The sequence below is a fragment of the Pararhodobacter sp. CCB-MM2 genome (genome assembly GCF_001691415.1).
Classification (GTDB): Bacteria; Pseudomonadota; Alphaproteobacteria; order Rhodobacterales; family Rhodobacteraceae; genus Pararhodobacter.
Window position 1 is genome coordinate 1 of sequence record NZ_LRRR01000006.1, and the last position, 23,063, is coordinate 23,063.

At 62.5% G+C, this 23,063-nt stretch carries 27 protein-coding genes and 1 pseudogene; 13 read left to right on the forward strand and 15 right to left on the reverse strand.

Going from position 1 to position 23,063, the window contains the following annotated elements:
• The 6 genes from cydB to BCY78_RS08490 form a co-directional block, all read left to right on the forward strand.
• On the forward strand, positions 1-623 hold a 623-nt coding region (gene cydB / locus BCY78_RS08470), incomplete at its 5' end, for a cytochrome d ubiquinol oxidase subunit II (protein WP_068300353.1).
• Between the two features lie 12 nt (positions 624-635).
• Positions 636-785 (forward strand): cytochrome bd-I oxidase subunit CydX, encoded by a 150-nt coding sequence (gene cydX / locus BCY78_RS08475; RefSeq protein ID WP_068300355.1) that lies wholly within the window; start codon positions 636-638, stop codon positions 783-785.
• Positions 786-916: 131 nt separating this feature from the next.
• Positions 917-2,257 (forward strand): NAD(P)/FAD-dependent oxidoreductase, encoded by a 1,341-nt coding sequence (locus BCY78_RS08480; RefSeq protein ID WP_068300356.1) that lies wholly within the window; start codon positions 917-919, stop codon positions 2,255-2,257.
• Positions 2,258-2,267: 10 nt separating this feature from the next.
• Positions 2,268-2,618 (forward strand): DUF5368 domain-containing protein, encoded by a 351-nt coding sequence (locus tag BCY78_RS08485; RefSeq protein WP_068300358.1) that lies wholly within the window; start codon positions 2,268-2,270, stop codon positions 2,616-2,618.
• A gap of 671 nt (positions 2,619-3,289) precedes the next feature.
• Positions 3,290-3,418 (forward strand): hypothetical protein, encoded by a 129-nt coding sequence (locus BCY78_RS26170; protein ID WP_255402853.1) that lies wholly within the window; start codon positions 3,290-3,292, stop codon positions 3,416-3,418.
• Between the two features lie 43 nt (positions 3,419-3,461).
• Positions 3,462-3,914, forward strand: a complete 453-nt coding sequence (locus tag BCY78_RS08490; protein ID WP_068300359.1) for a DoxX family protein — start codon at positions 3,462-3,464, stop codon at positions 3,912-3,914.
• 290 nt (positions 3,915-4,204) lie between these two features.
• On the opposite strand, the gene BCY78_RS08495 is transcribed toward BCY78_RS08490, so the two are convergent.
• Both BCY78_RS08495 and BCY78_RS08500 read right to left on the reverse strand, forming a co-directional pair.
• Positions 4,205-5,083: an MBL fold metallo-hydrolase gene (locus BCY78_RS08495; RefSeq protein WP_068300360.1), complete on the reverse strand. Its 879-nt coding sequence runs from the start codon at positions 5,081-5,083 to the stop codon at positions 4,205-4,207.
• 68 nt (positions 5,084-5,151) lie between these two features.
• Entirely contained in the window at positions 5,152-5,808 is a 657-nt protein-coding gene (locus BCY78_RS08500; RefSeq protein WP_068300362.1) for a peroxiredoxin, read from the reverse strand.
• 106 nt (positions 5,809-5,914) lie between these two features.
• Here BCY78_RS08500 and BCY78_RS24570 point away from each other — a divergent pair, with 106 nt between their 5' ends.
• Together BCY78_RS24570 and BCY78_RS08510 are read left to right on the forward strand one after the other, a co-directional pair.
• Positions 5,915-6,811, forward strand: a complete 897-nt coding sequence (locus BCY78_RS24570; protein ID WP_083194909.1) for a LysR substrate-binding domain-containing protein — start codon at positions 5,915-5,917, stop codon at positions 6,809-6,811.
• On the forward strand, positions 6,808-7,392 hold the full coding sequence (locus BCY78_RS08510) for a sensor histidine kinase (protein ID WP_068300366.1): 585 nt from the start codon (positions 6,808-6,810) through the stop codon (positions 7,390-7,392). The genes BCY78_RS24570 and BCY78_RS08510 overlap by 4 nt, the downstream gene beginning before the upstream one ends.
• Here the strand turns inward: BCY78_RS08510 and BCY78_RS08515 are convergent.
• From BCY78_RS08515 to BCY78_RS08520, 3 genes and pseudogenes are all read right to left on the reverse strand, one after another.
• Positions 7,361-7,846 carry a fasciclin domain-containing protein gene (locus tag BCY78_RS08515; protein ID WP_068300367.1) on the reverse strand — a complete coding sequence of 162 codons (486 nt, stop codon included), beginning with the start codon at positions 7,844-7,846 and terminating at the stop codon, positions 7,361-7,363. The genes BCY78_RS08510 and BCY78_RS08515 overlap by 32 nt on opposite strands.
• Before the next feature lie 248 nt (positions 7,847-8,094).
• Positions 8,095-8,223 (reverse strand): annotated as a pseudogene (locus tag BCY78_RS24575) (sodium-dependent bicarbonate transport family permease); the annotation flags it as partial.
• Positions 8,198-8,677: a MerR family transcriptional regulator gene (locus tag BCY78_RS08520; protein WP_083194910.1), complete on the reverse strand. Its 480-nt coding sequence runs from the start codon at positions 8,675-8,677 to the stop codon at positions 8,198-8,200. The pseudogene BCY78_RS24575 and the gene BCY78_RS08520, both read right to left, overlap by 26 nt.
• Before the next feature lie 421 nt (positions 8,678-9,098).
• On the opposite strand from BCY78_RS08520, the gene BCY78_RS08525 reads away from it, so the two are divergent.
• Genes BCY78_RS08525 through BCY78_RS08535 form a run of 3 tightly spaced genes read left to right on the forward strand, consistent with a single transcriptional unit; the run spans position 9,099 to position 10,831 of the window.
• Positions 9,099-9,731, forward strand: coding sequence for a hypothetical protein (locus BCY78_RS08525; RefSeq protein WP_068300369.1), 633 nt, complete (start codon positions 9,099-9,101; stop codon positions 9,729-9,731).
• Positions 9,731-10,171 carry an SgcJ/EcaC family oxidoreductase gene (locus tag BCY78_RS08530; RefSeq protein ID WP_068300370.1) on the forward strand — a complete coding sequence of 147 codons (441 nt, stop codon included), beginning with the start codon at positions 9,731-9,733 and terminating at the stop codon, positions 10,169-10,171. Before BCY78_RS08525 ends, BCY78_RS08530 begins: the two co-directional genes overlap by 1 nt.
• Before the next feature lie 24 nt (positions 10,172-10,195).
• Positions 10,196-10,831 carry a hypothetical protein gene (locus tag BCY78_RS08535; RefSeq protein WP_139103120.1) on the forward strand — a complete coding sequence of 212 codons (636 nt, stop codon included), beginning with the start codon at positions 10,196-10,198 and terminating at the stop codon, positions 10,829-10,831.
• Between the two features lie 562 nt (positions 10,832-11,393).
• Here BCY78_RS08535 and BCY78_RS08540 read toward each other — a convergent pair.
• The 4 genes from BCY78_RS08540 to BCY78_RS08555 all read right to left on the reverse strand — a co-directional run bounded on the left by BCY78_RS08540 (position 11,394) and on the right by BCY78_RS08555 (position 16,543).
• Complete coding sequence (locus BCY78_RS08540) at positions 11,394-12,866, reverse strand: DUF6538 domain-containing protein (RefSeq protein ID WP_068300372.1); 1,473 nt, start codon at positions 12,864-12,866, stop codon at positions 11,394-11,396.
• 555 nt (positions 12,867-13,421) lie between these two features.
• A complete protein-coding gene (locus BCY78_RS08545) occupies positions 13,422-14,999 on the reverse strand; it encodes a tripartite tricarboxylate transporter permease (protein ID WP_068300375.1) in 1,578 nt (525 codons plus the stop codon).
• Complete coding sequence (locus tag BCY78_RS08550; RefSeq protein ID WP_068300376.1) at positions 14,999-15,541, reverse strand: hypothetical protein; 543 nt, start codon at positions 15,539-15,541, stop codon at positions 14,999-15,001. The genes BCY78_RS08545 and BCY78_RS08550 overlap by 1 nt, the downstream gene beginning before the upstream one ends.
• 9 nt (positions 15,542-15,550) lie before the next feature.
• Positions 15,551-16,543, reverse strand: a complete 993-nt coding sequence (locus BCY78_RS08555) for a tripartite tricarboxylate transporter substrate-binding protein (RefSeq protein ID WP_083194911.1) — start codon at positions 16,541-16,543, stop codon at positions 15,551-15,553.
• A gap of 101 nt (positions 16,544-16,644) precedes the next feature.
• On the opposite strand from BCY78_RS08555, the gene BCY78_RS08560 reads away from it, so the two are divergent.
• Together BCY78_RS08560 and BCY78_RS08565 are read left to right on the forward strand one after the other, a co-directional pair.
• Complete coding sequence (locus BCY78_RS08560; protein WP_068300381.1) at positions 16,645-17,109, forward strand: MarR family winged helix-turn-helix transcriptional regulator; 465 nt, start codon at positions 16,645-16,647, stop codon at positions 17,107-17,109.
• A complete protein-coding gene (locus BCY78_RS08565; RefSeq protein ID WP_068300383.1) occupies positions 17,106-18,533 on the forward strand; it encodes a sulfatase-like hydrolase/transferase in 1,428 nt (475 codons plus the stop codon). Before BCY78_RS08560 ends, BCY78_RS08565 begins: the two co-directional genes overlap by 4 nt.
• A 5-nt stretch (positions 18,534-18,538) precedes the next feature.
• Here BCY78_RS08565 and BCY78_RS08570 read toward each other — a convergent pair whose 3' ends face one another.
• The 6 genes from BCY78_RS08570 to BCY78_RS08595 all read right to left on the reverse strand — a co-directional run bounded on the left by BCY78_RS08570 (position 18,539) and on the right by BCY78_RS08595 (position 23,053).
• Entirely contained in the window at positions 18,539-18,859 is a 321-nt protein-coding gene (locus tag BCY78_RS08570) for a 2Fe-2S iron-sulfur cluster-binding protein (RefSeq protein WP_068300385.1), read from the reverse strand.
• A 76-nt stretch (positions 18,860-18,935) separates the two neighbouring features.
• Positions 18,936-20,597 carry a thiamine pyrophosphate-dependent enzyme gene (locus BCY78_RS08575; RefSeq protein WP_083194913.1) on the reverse strand — a complete coding sequence of 554 codons (1,662 nt, stop codon included), beginning with the start codon at positions 20,595-20,597 and terminating at the stop codon, positions 18,936-18,938.
• Positions 20,594-21,838, reverse strand: a complete 1,245-nt coding sequence (locus tag BCY78_RS08580) for an NAD(P)/FAD-dependent oxidoreductase (RefSeq protein ID WP_068300387.1) — start codon at positions 21,836-21,838, stop codon at positions 20,594-20,596. Before BCY78_RS08580 ends, BCY78_RS08575 begins: the two co-directional genes overlap by 4 nt.
• A gap of 10 nt (positions 21,839-21,848) precedes the next feature.
• Positions 21,849-22,265: a hypothetical protein gene (locus BCY78_RS08585; protein WP_068300388.1), complete on the reverse strand. Its 417-nt coding sequence runs from the start codon at positions 22,263-22,265 to the stop codon at positions 21,849-21,851.
• Between the two features lie 10 nt (positions 22,266-22,275).
• Entirely contained in the window at positions 22,276-22,470 is a 195-nt protein-coding gene (locus BCY78_RS08590; RefSeq protein WP_068300390.1) for a hypothetical protein, read from the reverse strand.
• 16 nt (positions 22,471-22,486) lie between these two features.
• A complete protein-coding gene (locus BCY78_RS08595; protein WP_068300392.1) occupies positions 22,487-23,053 on the reverse strand; it encodes a 3-phenylpropionate/cinnamic acid dioxygenase subunit beta in 567 nt (188 codons plus the stop codon).
• Positions 23,054-23,063 lie beyond the last annotated feature (10 nt).

The following is a 23,063-nucleotide window of genomic DNA, read 5'->3' on the forward strand; positions in this document are numbered from 1 at the left end:
TCACGGGCGTGGTGTCGCTGTCGATGCTGTTGATGCATGGCGCGGCTTGGCTGGGGCTGAAGACCGAGGGCGAGATCGCCGCCCGCGCCCGCCGGATCGGCACCGTCGCGGGCATGGTCGCGGCGGGGGGCTATCTGCTGGCCGGGCTCTGGCTGGCGGTCGGGATCGACGGCTACCGCATCGTGACCGAGGTCGTGGCAAACGGCCCGTCGAACCCGCTCTACAGCGAAGTGGCGCGGGACACCTCGTGGCTGGCGGCCTATGTCACCCGGCCGTGGATCATCGTGGCACCCATCGCAGCCTTTGCCGGCATCGCCATGGCCGTCCGCGGGCTGCGGGCCGGGCGTGAGGGGACGACGCTTTTGTGGTCGAAACTGGCGATCACCGGCATCGTCTCCAGCGTCGGGCTGACGATGTTCCCGTTCATCCTGCCGTCCTCCAGCGCGCCGGACAGCTCGCTGACCGTGTGGGATGCCTCGTCCTCGCAGACCACGCTCTTCGTGATGCTGGTGGCGACGGCGATCTTCATGCCGCTGATCCTGGCCTATACTGCCTGGGTCTACAAAGTTCTGTGGGGCAAGGTGACCGAGGATGACGTCACCGGCCCCGGCCATTCCTACTGAGGAGCTGACGCGATGTGGTATTTCGCCTGGATCCTGGGCCTTCCGCTGGCCGCGCTGTTCGCCGTCCTGAACGCTATGTGGCTGGAGTTGCGCGAGGATTCGCGCATCATGCGCGAGGCTGAAGAGGCCGACCGAACTCCGACACATCCTGCGCCGGGCTAACACCGCACACCGTTCGGCAGGGTGTTTTGCCCCGCCGCGCTGGTTCCCGCATTGCATCGTGGCCGAAGCCAAGCGCGACGGCTTGAGTCGGGCTCTTAGGCGCCCCGGTATAAGCTTCAAAGGAGCATTCCGTGAAATCCAAGCTCATTCCTTTGACCCGACGCGGATTGCTTGGTCTCGCCTTTGGCGGGGCCGGGGTCGCCGCCTTGAGCCTGCCTGCTCGAGCGGAGCGTATTAGCACAGCCGCAAGAATCGTCATCATCGGCGCCGGCGCGGCCGGGACGGCATTGGTCAACCGGCTGGTCGAGCGGCTCGAGGGTGCGCAAATCACGATTGTCGATGCACGCGCCGAGCACCTGTATCAGCCAGGTCTTAGCCTGGTAGCAGCCGGTTTGAAGCCGCAATCCTACACCATCTCGCAGACAACTGACTGGTTGCCGGAGGGCATTACTTTAGTTGCAGAGAACGCGGCTGCCATCGACCCGGTTGCGAAAACCGTCGAAACAACCGGTGGCCAAACACTGCGCTATGATTTCCTGGTCGTGGCACCTGGCTTGGTGTTGGACCATGACGCCATTCCGGGCTTCTCGCTGGATATGGTAGGCCAGAATGGTATCGGCGCGCTTTATGCCGGGCCGCAGTACGCCGCCCGGACTTGGGAGGCGGCACAGAAATTCACCGAAGAGGGTGGGATTGGGTTGTTCACCCGTCCCGCGACCGAAATGAAATGCGCGGGTGCACCGCTAAAGCACACGTTTCTGATCGATGATATCTCCAGCCGTGGCGGCGCAGCAGGGCGATACGAAATCCACTATGCCGCGCCGCAGGCGGCCACCTTCTCTGTTCCCATCGTCGCTGAGAAGGTCCGGATGCTCTTCGAGGAGCGCGGGTTTACTCCGCATATGCGCCACAGGCTGGTCTCGATTGAACCGGGTAGCAAGCGCGCAACCTTCGAGAAGACAGAAACGGATGCAACCGGGGTTGAGTTGCGGTCGACCGTGGAGCTGCCCTATGATTATCTTCACGTCATCCCGCCGCAGCGTGCGCCCGAGGTCATCCGTCAGTCCGGCTTGTCATGGTCGGATCGTTGGACAGATCAGGGTTGGATCGAGGTCGATCCGCACAACCTACGCCATCTGCGCTATCCAGAAGTTTTTGGTTTGGGCGACGTGGCAGGCGTGCCCAAGGGCAAAACCGCCGCAAGCGTAAAATGGATGGTCCCAGTTGTCGAAGATCACCTGATCGCTGCCATTCAAGGCCGTGAGGGCACCGAGAGCTATGACGGTTACACGTCATGTCCGTTGATCACGCGTGTTGGACGAGCCATGCTGGTCGAGTTCGATTACCACAACAACCTTGTCCCTTCTTTCCCGGGAATTATTGCCCCGCTCGAGGAGCTGTGGATCAGCTGGTTGATGAAGGAAGTCGCCCTAAAAGCCACGTACAACGCCATGCTGCGCGGCAAGGCCTGAGGAGGACGTCATGAAGGAACTGACATTCGAAACCCTGATCGCTGTATTTGAGGAAATCTTCGGTCAGGGCCTGTTCTGGGCCATGGTTCTGACAGCACTGGTCGTCACTGGGGCCTATATTTACGTCCTGGTCCGTGACCGCGCGATGTCGATGCGGAAGTTTCTTTTGGCCCAGCTCTCGATGCCATTCGGAGCGATTGCCGCTGTGCTGTTCGTTCAAGCCGTTACCAGTTCTCATTTCCGCGACATCGGCGGGCCGGTGGATGTTATGGTGCTCCTCGGCGTGGCGGCGTTGGGTGCGGTCGGGACGGCTATTCTTGTCTATACCGCTCAATCACTTTTCCGGCGCAAATCGACATGAAACGTGCCCAACTAAAGCGATGAACCCAGCGCATGCCGCACAGGGGGCCCTTTTCGGCGAAGCATCATACCGCCTTCTCATTGATCAAGCTGCGGCCGGTCTTTCCGGCCGGATCCTTTGCGCATCTGACAGTGATGCGCACCACTGCGTGTGGCTTAAAGAGCCGGATCGCAAGTTGGTCTCGTTGAACTTCTTGGATTTGGCTCAGCGCAAGGCGGCCGATTTGGCTGTGTTGCGGCCGGTGATGCTGGAAATAGTGGAACCAGCTGGCGAAGCTTGCGGTCTCCCGATTGAAATGAAGCTTTCAAACTGGTGGCCGCCATTTTCATCCCGGTTGGCGTAGCGATTGACCGAACGCGGAAATCATCTGTGTCATGCGCCACCTTGGCCATCTGATACTGTACGGCTACACGCCCGAACAAATTCGCTGCGCCGCCAGCGCGCATCCCGCAGTTTCGATGATCAGATCAAACTGGGCACTTTCGACATCAAGGTCGCGCTGAAACGTCCGCGCCAGTGGGCGCGCGACAGGGCCGCGCAGGAGATCGACTTCTTCGGCACGATCCGCGCAACGGCGGAACAGGGCTGGCCTGCGCGCATGAACTTTGACCCAACGATCTGTGGATCAACCCACACTTGGGAAGTTCTGGCACCACTCGAATTCGATCTGAATGCTCACCGAGATCTTCGAGGACCTGATGCTCGAAATGACGCTGGACGGTTTAACATGGGGGATTGGCACGCTGGGGCCGGCCCCTTCGCCACGCGTCTTGCAGGGCACAGGGGTTGCGCAGGATTAGGTGGATGCCGTATGCATGTATTGCTATATGAAACGAGCCTCTTATGTTTGACGCCCTCATCGACCGGCTGACCGCAAGGCTCTACGGCCCTGTCGAACTTCTTTTCCGCGTAGCTTTGTCCCTGATCTTTCTGATCGGCGGCTTGGGTCACTTTATGCGCGCCGAGGATATGCTGACCCGGATTGTCGACTCTCCATGGCATGATTTCGTTCTGGCGCTTGGGAGCCCACTGCTTTTCCTGCATCTCAGTGGCGCTGTCTTCATAATCGCCGGGCTGTTGCTGATTGTCGGTTACTCGACACGGCTCGCCGCACTGGCGCTGTTTGTCACGCTGGTGCCGATCACTTTCGTTATCCATATCGCACCGGGTCACGAAGGCCCGTTGTTCAAGAATGTCGCCATACTGGGGGCCCTGCTGTTCATCGCAGTTCGTGGCAGCTATCGATTGTCGATCGACGGTCGTTTACGAGCGCCGGGATTCACAGCCTCGATATGACAACAACGAAGCTCCTCAACAGACAGATTTGGGGAGCCGATGCATGGCGCCGAGGAGTCGGCGCAAGCTAACGCGGGCTATCTCGCTGCAGAGCTTGTGGCGAAGGTCAGTGTAGCGGGCGACCGCAAACAGGCCCGTCAGCAGCGCGTGGGATACCTGCTGCGGTATTGGCGGGATCGCCACCGGTCGAGCCGTCCATAGGTTGCTTGACAACGTGGGGCAGCTGGTTTCCCGCGCTCAGCCGAGGCGAGATAACCAGCGCTCTTCTTGCCTGCTGTAAGGCCGTCCCTCTAAAGGCCGTTCACCGGCACTTTCAGCATCGGGCGTCCTGACGCATCGGTCGGAATCTCACCCGCACGCATATTCACCTGCAACGACGGGAGGATCAGCTTTGGCATTGCCAAAGTGGCGTCACGATCCGTGCGAAACTGGACAAAATCTTCTTTTGTTGCGCCACGGCCGACATGAATATTGTGTTCCTTCTCTTCTGCCACGGTCGTTTCCCAACGGATATCCCGACCATTTGGCCCGTAGTCGTGGCACATAAAAAGTCGGGTCTCATTCGGCAGCGCAAGCACCTTCTGAATGCTGTCGTACAGAACACCTGCATCGCCGCCCGGGAAGTCTGCTCGAGCCGAACCGCCGTCGGGCATAAAGAGCGTATCGCCCACAAATGCCGCGTCGCCGATGACATGGGTCATGCAGGCGGGGGTATGTCCCGGCGTGTGCAGGGCGACTGCGTCCAGCCCACCGATGGCATAGGTGTCACCATCCTTGAACAGCGCGTCAAACTGAGATCCATCTCGCTGGAACTCGGTCCCTTCGTTGAAGACCTTGCCAAAGGTTTCTTGCACGACCGTAATCTTTTCACCGATACCTATTTTCCCGCCGAGCTTGTCTTGAATATAGGGCGCAGCGGACAGGTGATCTGCGTGGACATGGGTCTCAATCAGCCAGTCAAGCCGCCAGCCCTTGCCCTGAATGAAGGCAATGATCTCGTCCGCATGGTCATAGGTGATGCGGCCTGCCGCATAGTCGATATCCATGACGGAATCAAAGACCGCGCAAGCGTCCGAGGCCGGATCACGCACGACATAACTGATCGTGTTGGTCGCAGGATCGAAGAAGCCGTGCACTTCGGGGGGCCGGGATTTCTTTGATGAGGACATCACACTTTTCCTTTGGCTTGGGAGAAGATCTTGCGGCAAGGGTTCGCCGCAAGACCAAGACTTTCTGCTCAGAGCATTTTGGTGCTGAAATACCAGTCCACCGTGTTCAGCCCCTCCTGCATGCGCGCATCGGCGGCATCGCAAGTCTGCGGCGTCGGCACGATAACCGGCTGGCCAGGGTGCCAGTTCTCGGGTGTTGCGACCTTGTGCTCGGCCGAGGTCTGCAGAGCCACGATCAACCGGTGAATTTCGTCCACCGAGCGTCCATTGGTCATCGGATAATAGACCATCGCCCGCAACTTGCCCTCGGGGTCGATGATGAAGGTCGCTCGCACGGCCTGAGTGTCGGACGCTCCAGGCATGATCATGCCATAGGCCTGCGCCACTTTCATGTCGAGGTCAGCGATGATGGGGAAGTTGATGTCCACACCGAAGCTCTGTTTGATCGAACGGACCCAGGCAATATGGGCGTAGTGGCTGTCGATCGACAGGCCGAGGAGCTCAGTGTTTAGCGCCGCAAAGTCGGCCGAGCGAGCCGCAAAGGCGGTGAATTCGGTAGTGCAGACCGGGGTGAAATCTGCCGGATGTGAGAAAAGGATCAGCCACTTGCCTTTATAGTCGGACAGCGACTTCATCCCGTGCGTTGTCAGGGCCGTGAAATCCGGAGCCGGTTCATTCATACGCGGCAGGCCGGCGGGCGTTTGGATGGCGGAGGTGGTGTTCATGGTGTCCTCGGTGAGTTGGTTTGCGATGCTACATCCTTACGCTTGAGACACTGATTGTGGAAATTGATTGTAAAACTTACAATAATAGACTAAATCTATTATTGCCATGACCACACTTCGCCAACTCCGATTTCTTGTCGCCGTCGCCGACACTCTCAACTTCACGCGCGCAGCAGAAATCTGCCATGTCACGCAGCCGACGCTCTCGGCCGGACTTAAGGAACTGGAGGATCACCTCGGCATCATAGTTGCTGAACGTTCCAAACGCCGAGTGATGCTGACACAAGTGGGCGAGGAGCTGGTACGGCGCGCGCGCACTGTGTTGACCGATGTCGCGGACATGGAAGCAGTTGCGAGGACGCAAGCAGGGGTAGGACAAGCAGATCTGCGGCTGGGGGTCATTCCAACCGTAGGCCCATTTCTAATTCCACGCGCAATGCCGATGCTGCGCCAAGTGTGGCCCGAGCTTCGACTATTTTTGCGAGAAGAGTTGACTGAACGGCTGCTGGAAGGGCTGGCTGACGGCAGGCTTGATTTGATCATCATCGCTTTGCCGTATGACACAAGCAGCATTGAGACCGAACTGTTGTTCGAAGACGGCTATCAGCTTGCCACTCCCATCGGCCATAGCCTTGCTGGGAACCCAGAGGTGACAGGTTCTCTTCTTGCTGGCGCACCCCTTCTCTTGCTTGAAAAAGGCCATTGCCTGCAGCGCCACGCACTTGAAGCCTATGCTGAAATGCGCAGCCCCCCGGGCGACGCCTTTGCAGCGACCAGCCTGCCTACACTCTTGTCGATGGTAGAGGAAGGACTCGGAATTACCCTTCTCCCCCAACTTGCCATCGACGCCGGCATAGTGCGCGGTCAGTCAGTCAGTCTAACACCCTTGCCCACGGCTTGCCCTCGAAAAGTTGTGCTGGGATGGAGGTCAACATCGCCTCATGCTGAGACATTTCGCCGGATTGCTGACGTGTTCCGTACTGTTAGGGCTCTGATGAGTTGACCACCCCCCGAGGGTATCGGTGTGCCAGTGCGCTGGAGAGCCATGCGGCCTTCGAAACGGGCGCCGCCGAGGAACAGCTGCGGATCGCGCGCGACATCTACGACAATATTGGCATCCCGCTCATGGGGGCGCTGCAGAGCCAAGAACCTCAGCGCAAGGATCAGCTGATCCGAGAGACCCTGACCGACTTTCGGGATATCGTGAACAATGCCAGCAGTCCGGCTCTTTCCTTCGAGGAGTTGCTGGCTGATCTGCGCGCTCAGATCTCGGACTCCGTCTTTGCGGCCGGGATGCGCTTCGACCGGGTCACCGACGGCGGGGCGGAGGTCGCGCTGCCGCTGGTCGATGCGCATACGCTGCGCTCTGTGATCCGCGAGGCGGTGCAGAACGTGTTGAAACACGCACAGGTTAAGTCGATCGGATCGTCCATCCAGCAGCAGGAGGGTGAGATCATCGTCACGGTCGGATATGACGGTAATTCGGACCTCCAAGACGCCCACTATTGCGCAGTAGAAGGCCCGCCCAGTATCGGGCGGGCCAGTTGGTCAATTACATCGGTGGCATCAGGACCGCGTCGATGACGTGGATCACGCCGTTCGAGGTCTCAATGTCAGTGGTCACGATGTTGACGCCGTTGATCGTCGCGCCGCCTTCCAGCGAGAAGGTGACCTCGGCGCCGTTGACCGTTGCAGCGGTCATGCCTTCCGTCAGGTCGCCAGCCATCACCGCGCCGGGTACAACGTGGTAAGTAAGGATGCCGGTCAGGGCCTCGGTGTCTTCGAGCAGGCCTTCGACGGTGCCCTCAGGGAGGGCAGCGAAGGCTTCGTCAGTCGGGGCGAAGACGGTGAAGGGGCCGTCGCCCTTCAGGGTCTCAACCAGACCCGCCGCTTCAACTGCAGCGACCAGAGTCGTGAAGTTGCCATTGGCGGCGGCGGTGTCGACGATATCCATCGCATGATCGCCATGGCCGTCGGCCAGCGCGGTGGTGGCAAGCGCGGTGCCGGCGACGAGGGCGAGGGCAGCGGTACGGAACATGTCATCTCTCCTGTGTTGGTGTCGGATGCGCAGTGTTGCATCGGCGGGAAAGACGGCTGAACTGGTCTATCGGATCACTTCCGGATACCTTCAACGTTGTGCGAGGCCCCTTGACCTGGCCCATTTTGTTGCCAAGCCCGGGCTGTCCGATCTTTCCAATCACATTTTCTTGATCCGCAAACGGGCCCCAACCCGCCGATTTTCTGCCGGGTTCTCGAGATTCAGGGGACTCGATTGACCTCTCGGCGTTAGCCCCATGTTGCCTGAGCTAAAGACAGATACAGGGGGAGCCCCAGCGCCACGTTGAACGGAAACGTCACCCCCAAGGAAAGGGTGAGGTAGATCCCCGGCTCAGCCTGCGGCAAGGCGATGCGCATAGGCGTCATGGGCGTTCATGTCCTTGGAGACCAGCGCGACCAGCCCAGCCTCCGCGCTGGAAAACCCCTGCGACATCAGCCAGCCTCGGTGCAGATCGGGTGCGACGCGCTCGACCTCCTCGTGCCAGTCCTTGAGGCTCGACTGTCCGAGCAGAGCCTCCAGAAGGTCGCGCGACCGGGTCTTCTCTACGATCTCCGTGTCCAGCACGGCCAGGCGCTGCCCCAGCATGTCGCGGTCGAGCTTGCCATCGAGGCAGGTCTGGCATTCTTGAAGGCTCAGCCCACCCGCCTGAAGTTGCTGCATAAGCCGCAGCCGCAGCCGCTGCCGGTCGACATCGGAATAGACGCGATAGCCGTTCGCCTTCCGCTTACCCTTCAGCAGCCCGAGCTTCTCGTAATAGAGCAGCGTCGCGCGGGACAGGCCCACGCTATCCGCCAGTTCAGAAATCCGCACCGCCCGCCGCCTCGTCCGTTCACACCGATTCTCGACCTATTAGACCCTCCTAAGGTGTGAAGTTATAGACAGGTCAAGTTCGTTCAGGGTGAAAACCGGTGTCGTCCGGCATAGCCGACGTCAGGGTCAAGAAGGCTGGCTTCGGATGCAATTTCTATCCTTGATGGATGAGGAAGACCGCCGCCTCTCCCCTACCTGAAAACTCTCGCTTCCTGACCCCGGAACTCGGCGGAGGCAGGCCTATCGGTTGGCACCAAGTTTGCTCCTCCAATTGGAGAGGTGAACCCCGACCGATTTCGAGCGTGAGGCGCCAGCAGATCGATGCCAAGGCCACCGTAGAGCGAACCCGGTCTTGGGCAGCAATGACTTGCCATCGCAAGCCCCTTGGGTGACGATCCGCCCATTGATCTATGGAGTTTTCATGTCTGTCTTTCTCCTCCCGCAAACCCACGCCCTGCGCCGTGGTCTTGTTGCGGTCGCCCTGTGTGTCACCACCTCACCCGCCTTGGCGGGATCGATGAATTCCGTCTCAACCCTGCGCCATGATCCCGACCACAATGGCCGCGAGATACGCCAGACCCTCGAAGCTGCGGGTTGGCAGCATGAAGTTGTGGACCGCGACGGCCTCTATACCGAACTCGCCACGGTGATGGTGCTGGAGATCACAGACAGTGCGACCGCGCTGGACGACCGCTTCGCGCAGGCTCCGCGCCTTGCTGCGAATTTCGAACACATGGTGCTGTCAGGCACGGCGCGCATTTACCAACGCGAAGGCGCGTTGCTCTTCGTTTCGATCCAGCTACGGCCAGAGGGGGGCGAGCAAGTCACCTGCATCCTGGGCAGTCCGCCCGACCCCGAGACCCTGACGCTCATGGCGCAGCATGGCAGGAGCGTCGTTGATGTCCCTACCCCTCGCTTAGTCACCCGCGTGACTGAAGAGGATGGCGCCGGCCTGCGCTCAATGCGGTTGTGGTCACGGCTCACGCACGAGCCCGCGCCCACGCCGCTGACAGACCTATTCTATATGGAACGCCTGACGCCGGAGGGCCGATAATGCGCGTAGCCGTCCTCGCGGCAGCGATCCTCGGCGTGTTCAGCCATGCCGCAGGCGCGCAGCCTTTTACCAACCCACAGGAAGCTGTCGACCGGATGATGGCGGCGACCGAAGCTCAGGATGCCGCGGCCATGGCCGGCCTCTATTCTGAGGGCGCGCTGCTGTTGATCCCCGGTCAGCCCGTGGTCGAAGGGCGCGACCAGATCGAGGCCCAATGGCGCACAGCCTTTGCTGACGGGTTTCAGGAACTGCGCATCGCCACACGCGAAAACCGACGCCGAAGCGAGGGCGCCGCAAGCGTCTATCAATGGGCCGCACGCGTGCAGCAGGGCGACCGCCTTACTGTCCTGCGCGCCCGCACGCTCTTGTTTCTGGAGCAAGTCGATGACGGTTGGCTGATCGCGGCCGAGATGTGGCAACCCGCGCCAGACGCCCCCTGAACATTTGTCAAAAGCGAGTCTTACATGATTTTCCGTTCCCCTGCCGTGTCGGCAATCGCCCTCTCAATATTCCTGTGTGGTTCCTTCAACCCTGCCCTTGCGCAGATCACCCTCACACCTGCACCTGAAGTTTCGGCCCTCATGGCGGCGTGCACGCCGACCGATGCACAAGCCGACGCCGTCATCTCCGGGCTGCGCGAACGTGGCTGGAGTGAGCCGGAGGCGAGCGACCAACGCGCCGCGCTGACATCGCTCACCGGAGCCCATCTGTGGTCATTCTTGCCGGGACGCAGCGCCGAGGAACAGAACGATGCGCTCGCCGGGCTCACGGAAAGGGTCGCCGGCGCGCTGCCGGCGAATGGCACGCTCCTAACGCTGGGCGAGGAGAAGGCGCTGATCCTGTGGAACGGCGAGGGTCTGTCTTGCCTCTGGGCCGGGCCTGAGACGCGCACCATCGACACGCTGGCCGTGCAATTGGGCGGCCCGCTTCCCGAAAGCACAGGCACCACGACGCGAGCAATCAATCAGCGGGTTGAGGCCGGTGGGCGGATGTGGCGGCGGCAGATGGCTGTCGGGCGCACCCCTGCTGCGGTGTTGCCGCCCGCGCTTGCCGGTGCCGCGATCACCGACGCGGCACGGCTGGATCGATGGCCGGATTGATGACACAATACGTATCGTCACCTTCCCATTACGCCTCGCCCCTCACCCGGTCGAGGCCCAGCGGGATGCGGTCGCCAACCGGGATCATCCGATCATGGGTGACGTAATCGATCGCGCCGAATGCCCCTCACGTGTTTCCCAACGCAACGAGGCGCCGGCGAGATCGCGCTAAGACAGCCGACGGACCGACGATACGGACGCACACCGCATTGGCGGCCGGCGTATGGCGCTCGGCAATTGCGTTCGACATCACTACTGCCCGGGACGACGGCACAAACCAAGAGACTGAGTGGATCTCGAAGTATGCCCTCCGATCAAGGGGATACCGAACCCTGATCCGGCGTGTTTCCGTGCAAGATTTTTCGCACCCAGTTCCTGACCTCAACTGCCAGAGGTCGCGAAAAAACAATGGTTTGCAATGGCGCTACAAGCTCTGCTCAGACCGAGCAGGCCCGGATCGAAAACGCTCTCCTCTACGTCGTTCAAATGATCGATCTTGAAGGTGGCGAGGTCTATCTTCCGATCTTTCAATGCCTGGAAACGGAGCTCGCCAAGCTTACAGCTAAGGAGACGGCAATCGAGCGGGCGCGACGGATGGCTCGGGCAGCGAGGCAGGCCGCATGATCATGATCTTCTGGTGCAGCTCCAGCCGCTGCTCCAGCGTCTGATCACCGTAGTATTGCCGACCTCTAATACGTCCGACGTCATGGCCCATCAGTGCTCCGCGGGTGTCCATCTCGACGCCGACTGCATCGAGTCTATCTTCAAAAGAGTGCCGGACACCTCCTGCTGTCACATGAACTGGCTTTCGCTTCCCACCTGGCAGTCGCTTGTACGAAGCCGGTTCAGACGGCAACAGCCCAGCAGCGCGCATTGACTTAGATGCGGCGTTCGAAAAGTTCCTATTGTTTCTATATCGGGGGAACCCAGCGGGGTGCCGCTTCATCGCTTCAAGGGCAACGCCTACCAGCGGAACACGGCGCTCCGACGACGATGTCTTGATCTGCCTTGCCCCCTCCCCATTTTCATCCCCCTCCTCTTCTTGAATGAGGATGTGTGGAATTGCGTGATCAAGGACAATCGCATCCTCCGGCAAATTGAAGATCTCGGACTCGCGGCAGCCGGTTTCCAGACACACTAACATGATGTCTCGCAGTTCGTCATTGATGCTCCGCCAGTTCGACAACACCACCCATTTCAGCAGATACGGCATAGGAACTGGCGGCTTACGCGATTTCTTCTGCCGGATCACCTTGTTGCATCGTATCCCGTGTGTTGGGTTTGGCGGATCCCTTCGATCGAGGGATGTGTGGTGATCCCGTATCATCCGCTGTAAATACTGGAGTTCCTTGTTCGCCGTAGATGAGTCCATCTCTCCTGCTTTGACGCGCGTATTTAGGCCATCCCGCAAAGCTCGAATGTGATCGGGCCGAATGTCGTCGACCGGGATATCCTGGACGCCGATTGCATCGATGAGCTTGTTTGCGACCCGCCTCCATTTCTGCTTCCAGTCATGTAGTTGCTGCTTATTCTTGTTGTCGACTTCGTAGGAGTTGAGCTCGTCCATCTCTTCGGCAAGCTCCAACAGTGTCCGGCGCGGCGCCGCGATGCCGCCAAGCAGCGCTTTGGATGCGATCGATCCGGGCGCATCGCCAGCGGATTGCAACCCCTCCACCCGCGCAATTATGTCTCTGGGGTCACCCTCAGCGAGCTCTGCAGCGGTTTGGTACTTGACACCTCGCGACGCCGTAAGTTCCGCCGCGACCAGATACCGAGACTTCGTCGATGGACCCTCCGCACCCGCGAGGGCTGCGTTCCACTCGGCGAGTTTCCTGCGCTTCCACGCAATGCGGAACTCGATCGCCTCGTCTGGATCCGAAGTACCGGTGGCTTGCCAAATCTCAGGCTTGCCGACGATGCCACGGAACTGGACAGGAACCTGAAAGCGCGCGGTAAACAGGCCTTTCTTACCGCGCCGGAAGACCCCATTCGACATGATGACCTCAACCATCTGAAACCCAGCCACGAGATACATCACAGGCTTCAAACCTCAAGGTGTTGCACCAAGATTTGCTACAGAAATTGCTACAGTATGAATGATTGCCTCAAGAATTTTTATCAATAAAATAAAGACTTACAGGTCGAAACTCCGCCTGATATGATTCCGCCCCCGGGCACCATTATTTCCCTCAGAAAAAATGAAGATCGACAGCTAGATACGATTCTGGCCCGTCGCCAATTTCTACGCCGAGCTAGACGTGGGCTGCGTTTCGCGTGCGGAGACCCAAGCAGGGTCCATCAACCTGAACGCACCAATCCACGAAACACCGCCGGAAGAAAATCCCAACCGCAGTTTGCAGCTGCGGTTGGAAGAGGGAGGCCACAATGGCGCCTTTAATGGATCCCTCATCGGCTGCGCATTTCGCTCGGGATGCCGCAGCAAAGAAGGACGCATCATCTCCCAGCGTCTGACGGCTTGCTGAAGCACTGTGTCGCTGGCCTTTCTCGGTGACGTCAGTCGAGCAAGATCCTCGCTCCTTCGCCAGAAACTGGGGTTCGACCGAAAATTCAGGGCGGCTGTGATGATGAGTCAGCGTGGTGATTTGCGCCGCAACGACGCCACGATAACCCAGACCCCGAGCAACAGAAACATCGCCGAGACCGGACGGTTCACCAGGAACCAAACGTCCCCGCCCGTCGCCGCGAAGGCCTGACGGATTGCCCTCTCCAGCGGCGAGGCAAGGATGAACGCGATGATGAAGGGCAAAGGTGAGATACCCAGCCGACGCATCAGATAGCCCAGCACTCCGAAGATCAGCGTCACCACCAAGGTCATCATTTCGGGCGCCTGCACATAAAGCGATGTCAGCGTGACCAGAACCACCGAGGGGAGCAACAGGCTGCGCGGGATACGCGCCATGATCCCGCTCGCGCGCATCACCGCACCACCCAGCGTCCAGTTCAACAGATTGGCGACCAGCATCATGGTGAACAGGCCGAAGGCCACCACCATCTCGGGATTGCTGCCGGTCGTCGGGACGCGGAAGACCCAAGGCCCGGGATTGAAGCCGCCGATACTGTCCGCCGCGAGGATCAGGAAGACCGCCGCTGCATTGCCCGGAATACCCAGCGAGAGGACCGGGATCAGATTGGCGCCTGATACCGCGCTGTTCGCGGCCTCGGTTGCAGCAACGCCCTCGATCGCGCCCTCGCCGAAGGCCGGACTGCCGCCGCGACGGGCGTGCCGCGCGCGGCCCAGCGTGTAGCCCAGCGTCGCCGCCAACGTCGAGCCGATGCCCGGAAGCGCACCGATCACCGTCCCGATCACCGCCGAGCGGCAGACATAGGGCAGGATGCGGCCGAAATCCGCGCGGGTCAGCGCTTGGGGCCCTCGAGGGCGGGTGTCCGGACGGCTTCCGGAACGTGCGTCGCGCAGCCCGTCCTCCAGGCTCTTGAACACCTCGCCCAGTACTAAAACCCCCAGCACCACCGTGACGACCGAGAAGCCCTCGGCCAGGGACGGCATTCCCAAGGTCAGGCGCGGGTAGAAATCCTGTCCGGTGCCAATCGCCGCGATCAGAAGACCGAGCCCCATCGAGATCAGCCCCTTGCCGATCGAGCCCCCCATCACCGCCGCGATGAATGTCAGGGACAAGATCAGCAGTGCCGCCTTCTCGGGCAGGTCGAGAAAGCGCTCCACCATCACCGCAAGAAAGGGCGCGCAGAGGATCAGCACCAGATCCGAGAAGCTGTCACCCATCACCGAAGACGCATGGGCGACCCGCAGCGCCTTTCCCGCCTGCCCGTTGCGTGCCAAGGGCCAGCCGTCCAGCGTGGTCATATAGGCATCGGGCGTTCCGGGCGTGTTGAACAGGATCGCCGGGACCGCGCCGCCCAAGGTCGCGCCCTTCATCACCCCGACCAGAAAACCCATCACCGGCAACAGTGCCTCCGGGCGGAAGCCGAAGATCGAGATCAGGATCGGCAGAGAGATCGCCATGGCCATCGGCCCGCCAAGGCCCGGCGTCGCGCCGACGATGATGCCGGCCACGACACCAAGAAGCACCATGACCAAGGCGACCGGGATGGGCAGACCAAAGAGGCTGAACAGCGCCGGGCCGTGGAAGACCGCGAGGACCCCCAGCCAGACATGGTCAAGGATGCTCATCAAAAGTCTCCGTTCGGTGGCAGCAGCAGGTCATCGAAAGGCAGGTCATAGATGGCGATCAGACCCAGCACGACCAATGCCGCGACCAGCGTTCCGCGCCAGCTGAAGCGCCGCTCAGCCAAGGCGACAAGCCCGGCGACAAGCACGAAGCCACCCAGTCCGAAGCCCAGATATTTCCAAGGCGCGCTGGCCCGCAACGGCCGGTAATCGAGCCCGGCCAGCACCGTAAGCATTGGCCCGGTCCAGCGCATCAACACAAAGCTCAGGGCGATGATCAGGACGGTCAGCCCCAGGAACACGAGGCTCTCGCGCGGCAGACCCGGTGTCGCCTCTCGCTGGCGCTCGAACACCAAGACCACCGCGCCCAGAAGCAAGATCACAGCGGCCACGGCGGGGGCCATCGCATCGCCAATGCTCGCCCGGCGCCGCACCAGCTGGATCACGCTACTGTCGACATCGGCGGGGATCCAAATCAGCAATGTGGCGAGGGCGAAGGCAGCGCAGGCAGCCGCCAGAAGAAGGGTGCGATGGCTCCCGGTCATGATGCGGCCTCAGTTCGACGCCGCGTCCATCAGCGCGCCAGCATCGTCATACTGCCGCGTGAGGAAGTCCGTCAGGGCGGCCCCGGACAGAGTGGAGGCTTCGCCGAAGGCGCGCTGGATCGCCTCACCCGCCGGGTTCGAAGGGTCGCTGGCGATGGCACTGATCGCCTCGGCCAAGGCGGTCCGGGCCTCTTCCGGCAGACCCGCCGGGGCGATGAAGACGAAATAGCCATCCGAATCGAAGGGCAGACCAAATTCCGAAAGCAGCGGCGCATCGGGCGTCTGGGTAAGCGGCGCACTCAACGCCGAGGCCAGATTGACGAGATCGCCGGACGCAACGCCTCTGGATTGTGCCCCCGCGACAAAGCCGACATCGATATCACCTGCGGTAATGCCGTTCATGACCGCCGCCCCGCCGTTGAGTTCGACGATGTTGAAAGCCACGTCATTTGCCTCGCCCAGCAGATACGCCTGATCCGCCAACTTCGCCGACATGACGCCAAAGCGGATGACTTGCCCGCCGCGCGCCGCGTCGAGCAAATCGGGGAAGCTTGCCCAACCAGACCCGGCACTGGCGACAAGGCCCATCTGGAAGCTTGCGGTGGTCGCAATGGGGGTGAAATCCGCTGGGGTCCAAGGGGCCTCGGACGCGCGTGACGAATAGCCGAGGCTGTCCGTCACCGTCATGCCGATGACCGTTCCGTCCGCCGGGTCATCCCGGATATCGGCCAACAGCGAGAGCCCACCGCGCCCCGCAGCCTGCTCGGGGATGATCGTCCATCCATAGCGGCTTTCCAGTTCAGCGGCGATGAGCCGCGCCTGCGTGTCCGCGCCACCGCCTGCCGCGAAGGCGATCTTCAGCGTGATCGGGCCGGATGGCATCCAACCCTGTGCCTGCGCCCCCTCGGAACCGAACGTCGTCGATGCGGCCACCAAGAGGGCCGCGATAGCGCCCTTGTAGAAACTCTGCATGTCGTCCTCCCAACGATGATGCGCAATCATGTGGAGGAGATAGATGTAAAGTCAACTTTAAAGTTGACTTTACATCTTCTTAGTCTCAAGATCATGACAAATAACAAGGTTTTCCGATGACTAACAGTGACTTGGATGAAGAGAAGCTGCTGACCGCCCCCTTGGGCTCGCTGCTGACTTTCCGTATTTCGCGCCTCAACAGCCAGCTGAACGCCCAGGCAAACCGGCTGCTCGACGCGACGGCAGGGCTGACCCTGACCCAATGGCGGATCTTCGCGCTGATCGATCTTCTGGGCCCGATCCCGGCGGCCGAGATCGTGCGGCGCAGCAACTCCGACAAGGCGCAGATCAGCCGCACCGTGGCACGGATGTTGGCCGACGGCCTTCTGGAAGCTGCGCCGAACCGAGCTGACCAGCGCAGCACTGTCTTGTCGATGACGCCGCTCGGTCGCGCCACCGTCGACAAGGCTCGCACCGCGATGCGTCAACGCCAGCAGCGCCTCCTCGGCGCCATGACGGAGGCTGAGCAAGCGACCCTGTTTGCCTGTTTTGACAAGCTCGACAGCGTGATCGCCGACATGGAGGACGAAGCATGAGCCGCAACCTGCTGATCCTGATGTCCGACGAGCATCAAGCCCGCGCCATGGGCTGCGCCGGCCACCCTTTCGTCCAGACGCCGCATCTCGATGCGCTGGCCGCGCGCGGGATGCGCTTCACCGAGGCCTATACGCCCTCGCCCATCTGCGTGCCTGCACGCGCCTCGTTTGCCACCGGTCGCTACGCGCATCAGCAACGGCTTTGGGACAATGCCATGCCCTACACCGGCCAGCCGAGGGGTTGGGGCCATCAGCTGCAGGAGCGCGGCATCGCCGTCGAATCGATCGGCAAGCTGCATTACCGCTATGACGATGACGACGCCGGTTTCGATGTCGAGCATATGCCGATGCAGGTGGTCGGCGGCCATGGCATGGTCTGGGCCTCGATGCGACGCGAGGGCGAGCGAAAGATCCGCGACGGGCGGATGCTCGGCGATTACATCGGACCCGGCACCAGCAAATACACCGAATACGACGCCCGCGTCACCGCCCGTACCGTGGACTGGTTGACCCAGCGCGGCGCGCAAGAGGGGACGGCGCCTTGGTGTCTCTATGTCGGGCTGGTCGCGCCGCATTTCCCGCTGATCGCGCCGCCGGAATTCCTCGATCTCTATCCGCCCGAGATGATGCCCGAGGTGAAGCTGCATCCCTCGACCGGCTACCGGCGCCATCCCTGGGCCGAGGCGCAGAACGCCAATATGGACAGCGAAGCCAAGTTCCGCGACCCCGAGGAGCGGCTGATGGCGATGCGCTGCTATTACGGGCTGACCAGCTGGCTCGACCAGAATGTCGGGCTGATCCTGCAGGCGCTCGAAGACGCGGGCCTCGCCGGGGACACCACGGTCGTCTACACCTCGGACCATGGCGACAATGTCGGCGCGCGCGGGCTCTGGGGCAAGTCGCAGATGTACCAGGAGAGCACGGCGATCCCGATGATCATGGCGGGCCCCGGCATTGCGCGCGGTACCTGCGCGACGCCGGTCAGCCTCATCGATCTGTCGCAGACGCTGGCCGAGCATTTCGGCGGTCATCTGGCGGATTCGCCCGGTGAGAATCTCTACGCCATCGCCCGCGCTCCCGACGCGCCCGAGCGGGTGGTCTTCTCGGAATACCATGCGACGGGCTCGATCTCGGCGGGCTACATGCTGCGGCGGGGGCGGTGGAAGTATCACTACTACGTCGGCTTCCCGCCCGAGCTCTTCGATCTGCATGCCGATCCCGAGGAGCTGGTGGATCTGGGGCAAGACCCGACCCATGCCGCGATCCGCGCCGAGCTGCATGCCGCCCTCTGCGCCATCGTCGACCCCGAGGCCGCCAATGCCCAGGCCTTCGCCGATCAGGATGCGCTGATCGCGCGGCTCGGCGGGCCCGAGAAGGCTTTCAACATGGGCGCCTCGGGGGCGACACCGCCGCCCGAGGCCTGAACCCCTCAGCCCTGCACCGAGGGGATGCGGATGACCATGCCGTCAAAGCTGTCCTCGATCTCGACCTGACAGCCAAGCCGCGAGGTCTCGCCCCGCTCCTCGGCGAAATCGAGCATGTCCTCCTCGTCATCGACCGGCGCGCCGACCCGGTCGAAATAGGCCGCATCGATCTGCATGTGGCAGGTCGCACACGAGCATTGCCCGCCGCATTCCGCGACCACGCCACGGATGTTGTTGCGCATCGCGGCCTCCATCAGCGTGAGGCCGGGCGCGACCGACACCGGCTTTGCGGTACCATCGGGTTCGATGAAGGTGAGGGTGATCATGGCGGGTCTCCGAGGGTGCAAGAGGGGGGCCGGCGCCGTGGGACGGGCCGGTTCGGTGGCGGAAAAGGGGATGCGGTTACAGGTCGGCGGGCCAGTCGGCAGCACCGCCGCCCATGGGCTGCAGGCGCAACAGTGGCCAGGGGCTCGCCATCGGCCCGACCGGAGCCTCGACCAGAAGCGGGCCCTTCGCGGTGACGCTCTCCGTCAGCACCGATTGCAGCGTGGCGGGATCCCCGGCCCGGGCATAGTCGACGCCGAAGGCGCGGGCGAGATCCTCGAAGCGCGGATTGGCGAGTTCGGTGATCGCGTTGCGCCCGAAGGTGCGCGACTGGATCGCCCGGACGTTGCCGTAATAGCCGTCGTTGAACACCACGAGCGTGACCGGCAGCTGATAGCGCGCGGCGGTGGCCAGCTCCTGCAGGCCCCAGCCGAAACCGCCGTCGCCGGTGATCGAGAACACGCGCCGGCCCCGCCCCCCGACCGCCGCCCCGAGGGCCGTCGGAAAGCCATAGCCCAAGGTGCCCTGATAGCCCGGCCCGATCAGCGTGCGCGGCGCCCGCGTCTCGAAGGCGATGCGCGACAGGTAACCTACCTGCGTCAGCTCGTTGACCAGAATACCGTCGTCCGGCAGCGCCGAGCGCAGGGCGCTGACGTAATCCCAGAGCACGCCGGTGCTCTCGATCAGCCCCTGTGCCCAGGCCTTGATCCGGGCCGCCCGCGACGGCTCCAGCGCCTTCCGCCTGGCGACGCTGGCGGTCAGGGCCGCGGTGCCGAGGGCGGCATCAGCCTCGATGCAGACGGCGCCGAGCCGGGGCGGCGAGAAATCGGCCGGATCGATGTTGAGATAGATGAAGGTCTTGCCCTGATCCTGCGGCCAGCTGGCATCGGGCGTCATGATGTCCATGAACCGGCTGCCGATCACCAGAACCAGATCCGCCTTGTCGAACAGCACCCGCCCGGCCAGCGCGTTGAAGGACAGGGGATGCACGTCCGGCAGCACGCCGCGCCCGTTGTCGCTGGCAACGACGGCCGCGCCGAGACGCTCGGCCAGCGCCTGAACCTCGGGGCCGGCGTCCATTGCACCGCCGCCGACATAGATCACCGGGAAGCGCGCCTTGTCGATCAGCGCGGCCGCGGCGTCGACGGCCTTTGCATCAGGCGCCTTGGCCGCAGCCGGCGCGAGGGGTTGCGCCTCCCCTGCCCCAGCCTTGGCGATCAGCAGATCGTACGGCAATTCCACCGCCGTCGGCCGGGGGCGACCCGAACGGGCCTGGGCATGGGCCTCGAACACCGCGGCTTCGATGCGGCTGCGGTCTGTGACCTGCTCGTGCCACTTGGTCAGGCCCTTCAGCACACCGGATTGATCGGTGATCTCGTGCAGGTTGCCATAGCCCTTGCCGATCGCCTGCGAATGGATCTGTCCGACCAGCATCATCACCGGCGCATTGCAGGCATAGGCCGTCGACAGCCCCGCCGTGGCGTTCAACATGCCGGGACCGGGGACGACCATGCCGACGCCGACCTCGCCGGTGACCCGCGCGAAGCCGTCGGCCATGTAGCTGACCGTCTGCTCGTGGCGCGGGACATAGAGCGCGATCTCGGGATGGTCGACCAGCGCATCGACGGCGTAATCCAGCTGGATGCCGGGCAGCAGGAACAGATCGCGCGTGCCGGTCGCCGACAGGGCGCGGGCGAGGGCCTGACCGCCGGTCTGGGTGAAGATGTCCTGTGCGGTCATGCGGTGCTCTCTGCCGTCTGGGTCAATAGTCCGATTGTCTTCAAGGGGATCGAGGGATCAGCCAGCGCCTTTGGGTCGGGCGAGACGCCCTCGGCCAGCCAACGTTTCCCCATCATATAGGCGCGCGGGTCGTCCAGCGCGTCGACGGCGAGGAAGGTCTCGCCGGCATAGTACCAGATGGATTCTGCGCCCGGTTTCTCGCCCACGCGGCGGATCACGCGGTCATGGCCGCGGTTCAGGCCAGCGATCTTCAGGCTGCTGTCGAACTGGTCCGACCAGAACCACGGCTGGGGGGCGTAGGGGCCCTTGGCCGTGCCACAGATATGGTCGGCCACGTATTCGCCCTGATCACAGGCGTTCTGCACCGATTCCAGCCGGGTCGGCTGGCCCCGGAACGGGAAGACCGCGCAATCTCCGGCGGCATAGATGCCGGGCGCGAAAGCCCGGCATTGGCCATCCGTCAGGATGCCGTTCTGCACGCTGAGCCCGGCATTGCGGGCAAGCTGCTCATTCGCCGTCACGCCAATGCCGACGACCACCAGATCCACTCCGACCGCGCTGCCGTCACTCAGCGCGGCAAGCCCGGCACGCTTGCCGTCGCCGAGCAGGCGATCGAGCGACACGCCCTCGCGCAGATCCACACCCTCGCGCAGATGCAGCGCGCGGATGGCGTCGGCGGTCTCGGTCGCGGCGACGCGCTGCAGGATGCGCGGCTGCGCCTCGATCAGTGTCACCTCCATCCCGGCGCGGGCAGCGACGGCGGCCATTTCCAGCCCGATATAGCCCCCGCCCACCACGAGCAGCCGTTGGCCCGGCCGGATATGCGGCCGCAGGGCGTCGGCATCCGAGAGGCTGCGCAGGGTGAAGACATTCTCCAGCCCGCCCCCCTGCGCCTCGGGCAATCTGCGCGGCGTGGCGCCGGTCGCCAGCACCAGATGGCCATAGGGCACATTGGCATTGTCCGACATCGCCACGCGACGGGTCGCCGTGTTCAGGTTCAGCGCCTGCACGCCACTGTGGATCTCGATCCCAAGATTGGCATAGAGCGCGGCGGGACGCAGAAGCAGCCGGTCGGCCTCCATCCTGCCCTTGAGATAGGCCTTCGACAAAGGCGGGCGTTGATAGGGCAGCGCGGGCTCGGCGCCGTAGATCGCTACGCGGCCCTCGAAGCCATTGGCGCGCAGGCGCAGGGCACAGGCACTGGCGGCCTGTCCGCCGCCGATGATCACCACATCATCCATGATCGCCTCCTCAACGGAAATCGTCCTCGAGATAGCCCTCTTCCCATTCCCCGATCGAGACCTTGGCACGGATCTCGCCCAGCTGGTCGCATTCCAGCGTGGCCGAGCCCGCGACCTCGGTCGAGGTGCCGAGATTGGCGATCTCATTGGCGAAGATCCACGCGTATTGGCGCGGCAGCCGCCAGATCAGGTCATTCGCCCCGCGCGCGCGGGGCCAAAGACCGGGCTTTTGCGCGGCACCCTCGGGCAATTCATCCAGCGTGACCTGCGTGTCGGTCGAGAAGACCCCGGCCTCGGTCAGGCTCAGCGTCCCGCCGGTCTCAGAGAACCGCTCGAAGATCGCGGCCAGTGCCAGCAGCTCCGGCTTCTGACCCAGCACCAGCAGGATCGGGTGGAAGTCGCTCGGCATGTAGCTCATGCGCAGCATGGCGGAATCCTCACTCGGGCGAATGGACTTCGGCGATGTCCTGACTGTGGACGAGCTCGCTCTCGCCGTCGAATTCGACGCTCAGCCATTGGCCGTCGCCCATGTTTTCCTCGACGACGCCCTCGCGGCCGTCATGCAGTTTCAGCCTCGCGCCTTCGGGGACGCGCATCAGGTCAGTGGTGGTATTCAGGATCAGCTTTGCCATCGGGGCCTCCCGCCGGTCAGAAGAAAGTCGACAGGTTCTTGGCCTGCAGCACGTTCTGGTCGAGGATGATGCGCCGGTGCAGCACCTTCCATTCGCCGCCCACTTTCTTCAGCCGGTCGTAGCGTTTGCCGACGAAGAAATAGGTCTCGTATTCGACCCGGTTGAGATAGGTCAGGAAGCGGCAGGAGGTGGTGATCTCGTCCGCCGCCTCGACGCTGGGCAGGGCCGTCTGGACCTGCACATTGGTGATCATATGGGTCGTGCGCGACAGCGGTTCCTCGGCGTAATGGACGCCCGTCAGGATCTGTTCGACCCGCTTCGAGACGGTCCATTTGTCCTCGTTGAACCAGCTGATCCCGTAATCCTCGCGGCTGTTCTCGCGCTCGTCATGCTGGCCGAATTTCACGTTGTGGCGCATGGGCATGAAGTACCGCAGGTCTTCGTGCAGCATGCCCAGCCATTCCTCGAAGCGGCGGGTGTCGAGGCATTCGGCCTCGTCGTAGAAGAACTCTTCGATCTCGGCGCGCAGGGCGAAATAGGCGGGATCGCGGCGCAGTTTGGGGTCGGTCTGGACGGCATCCATCAGGGGCGTC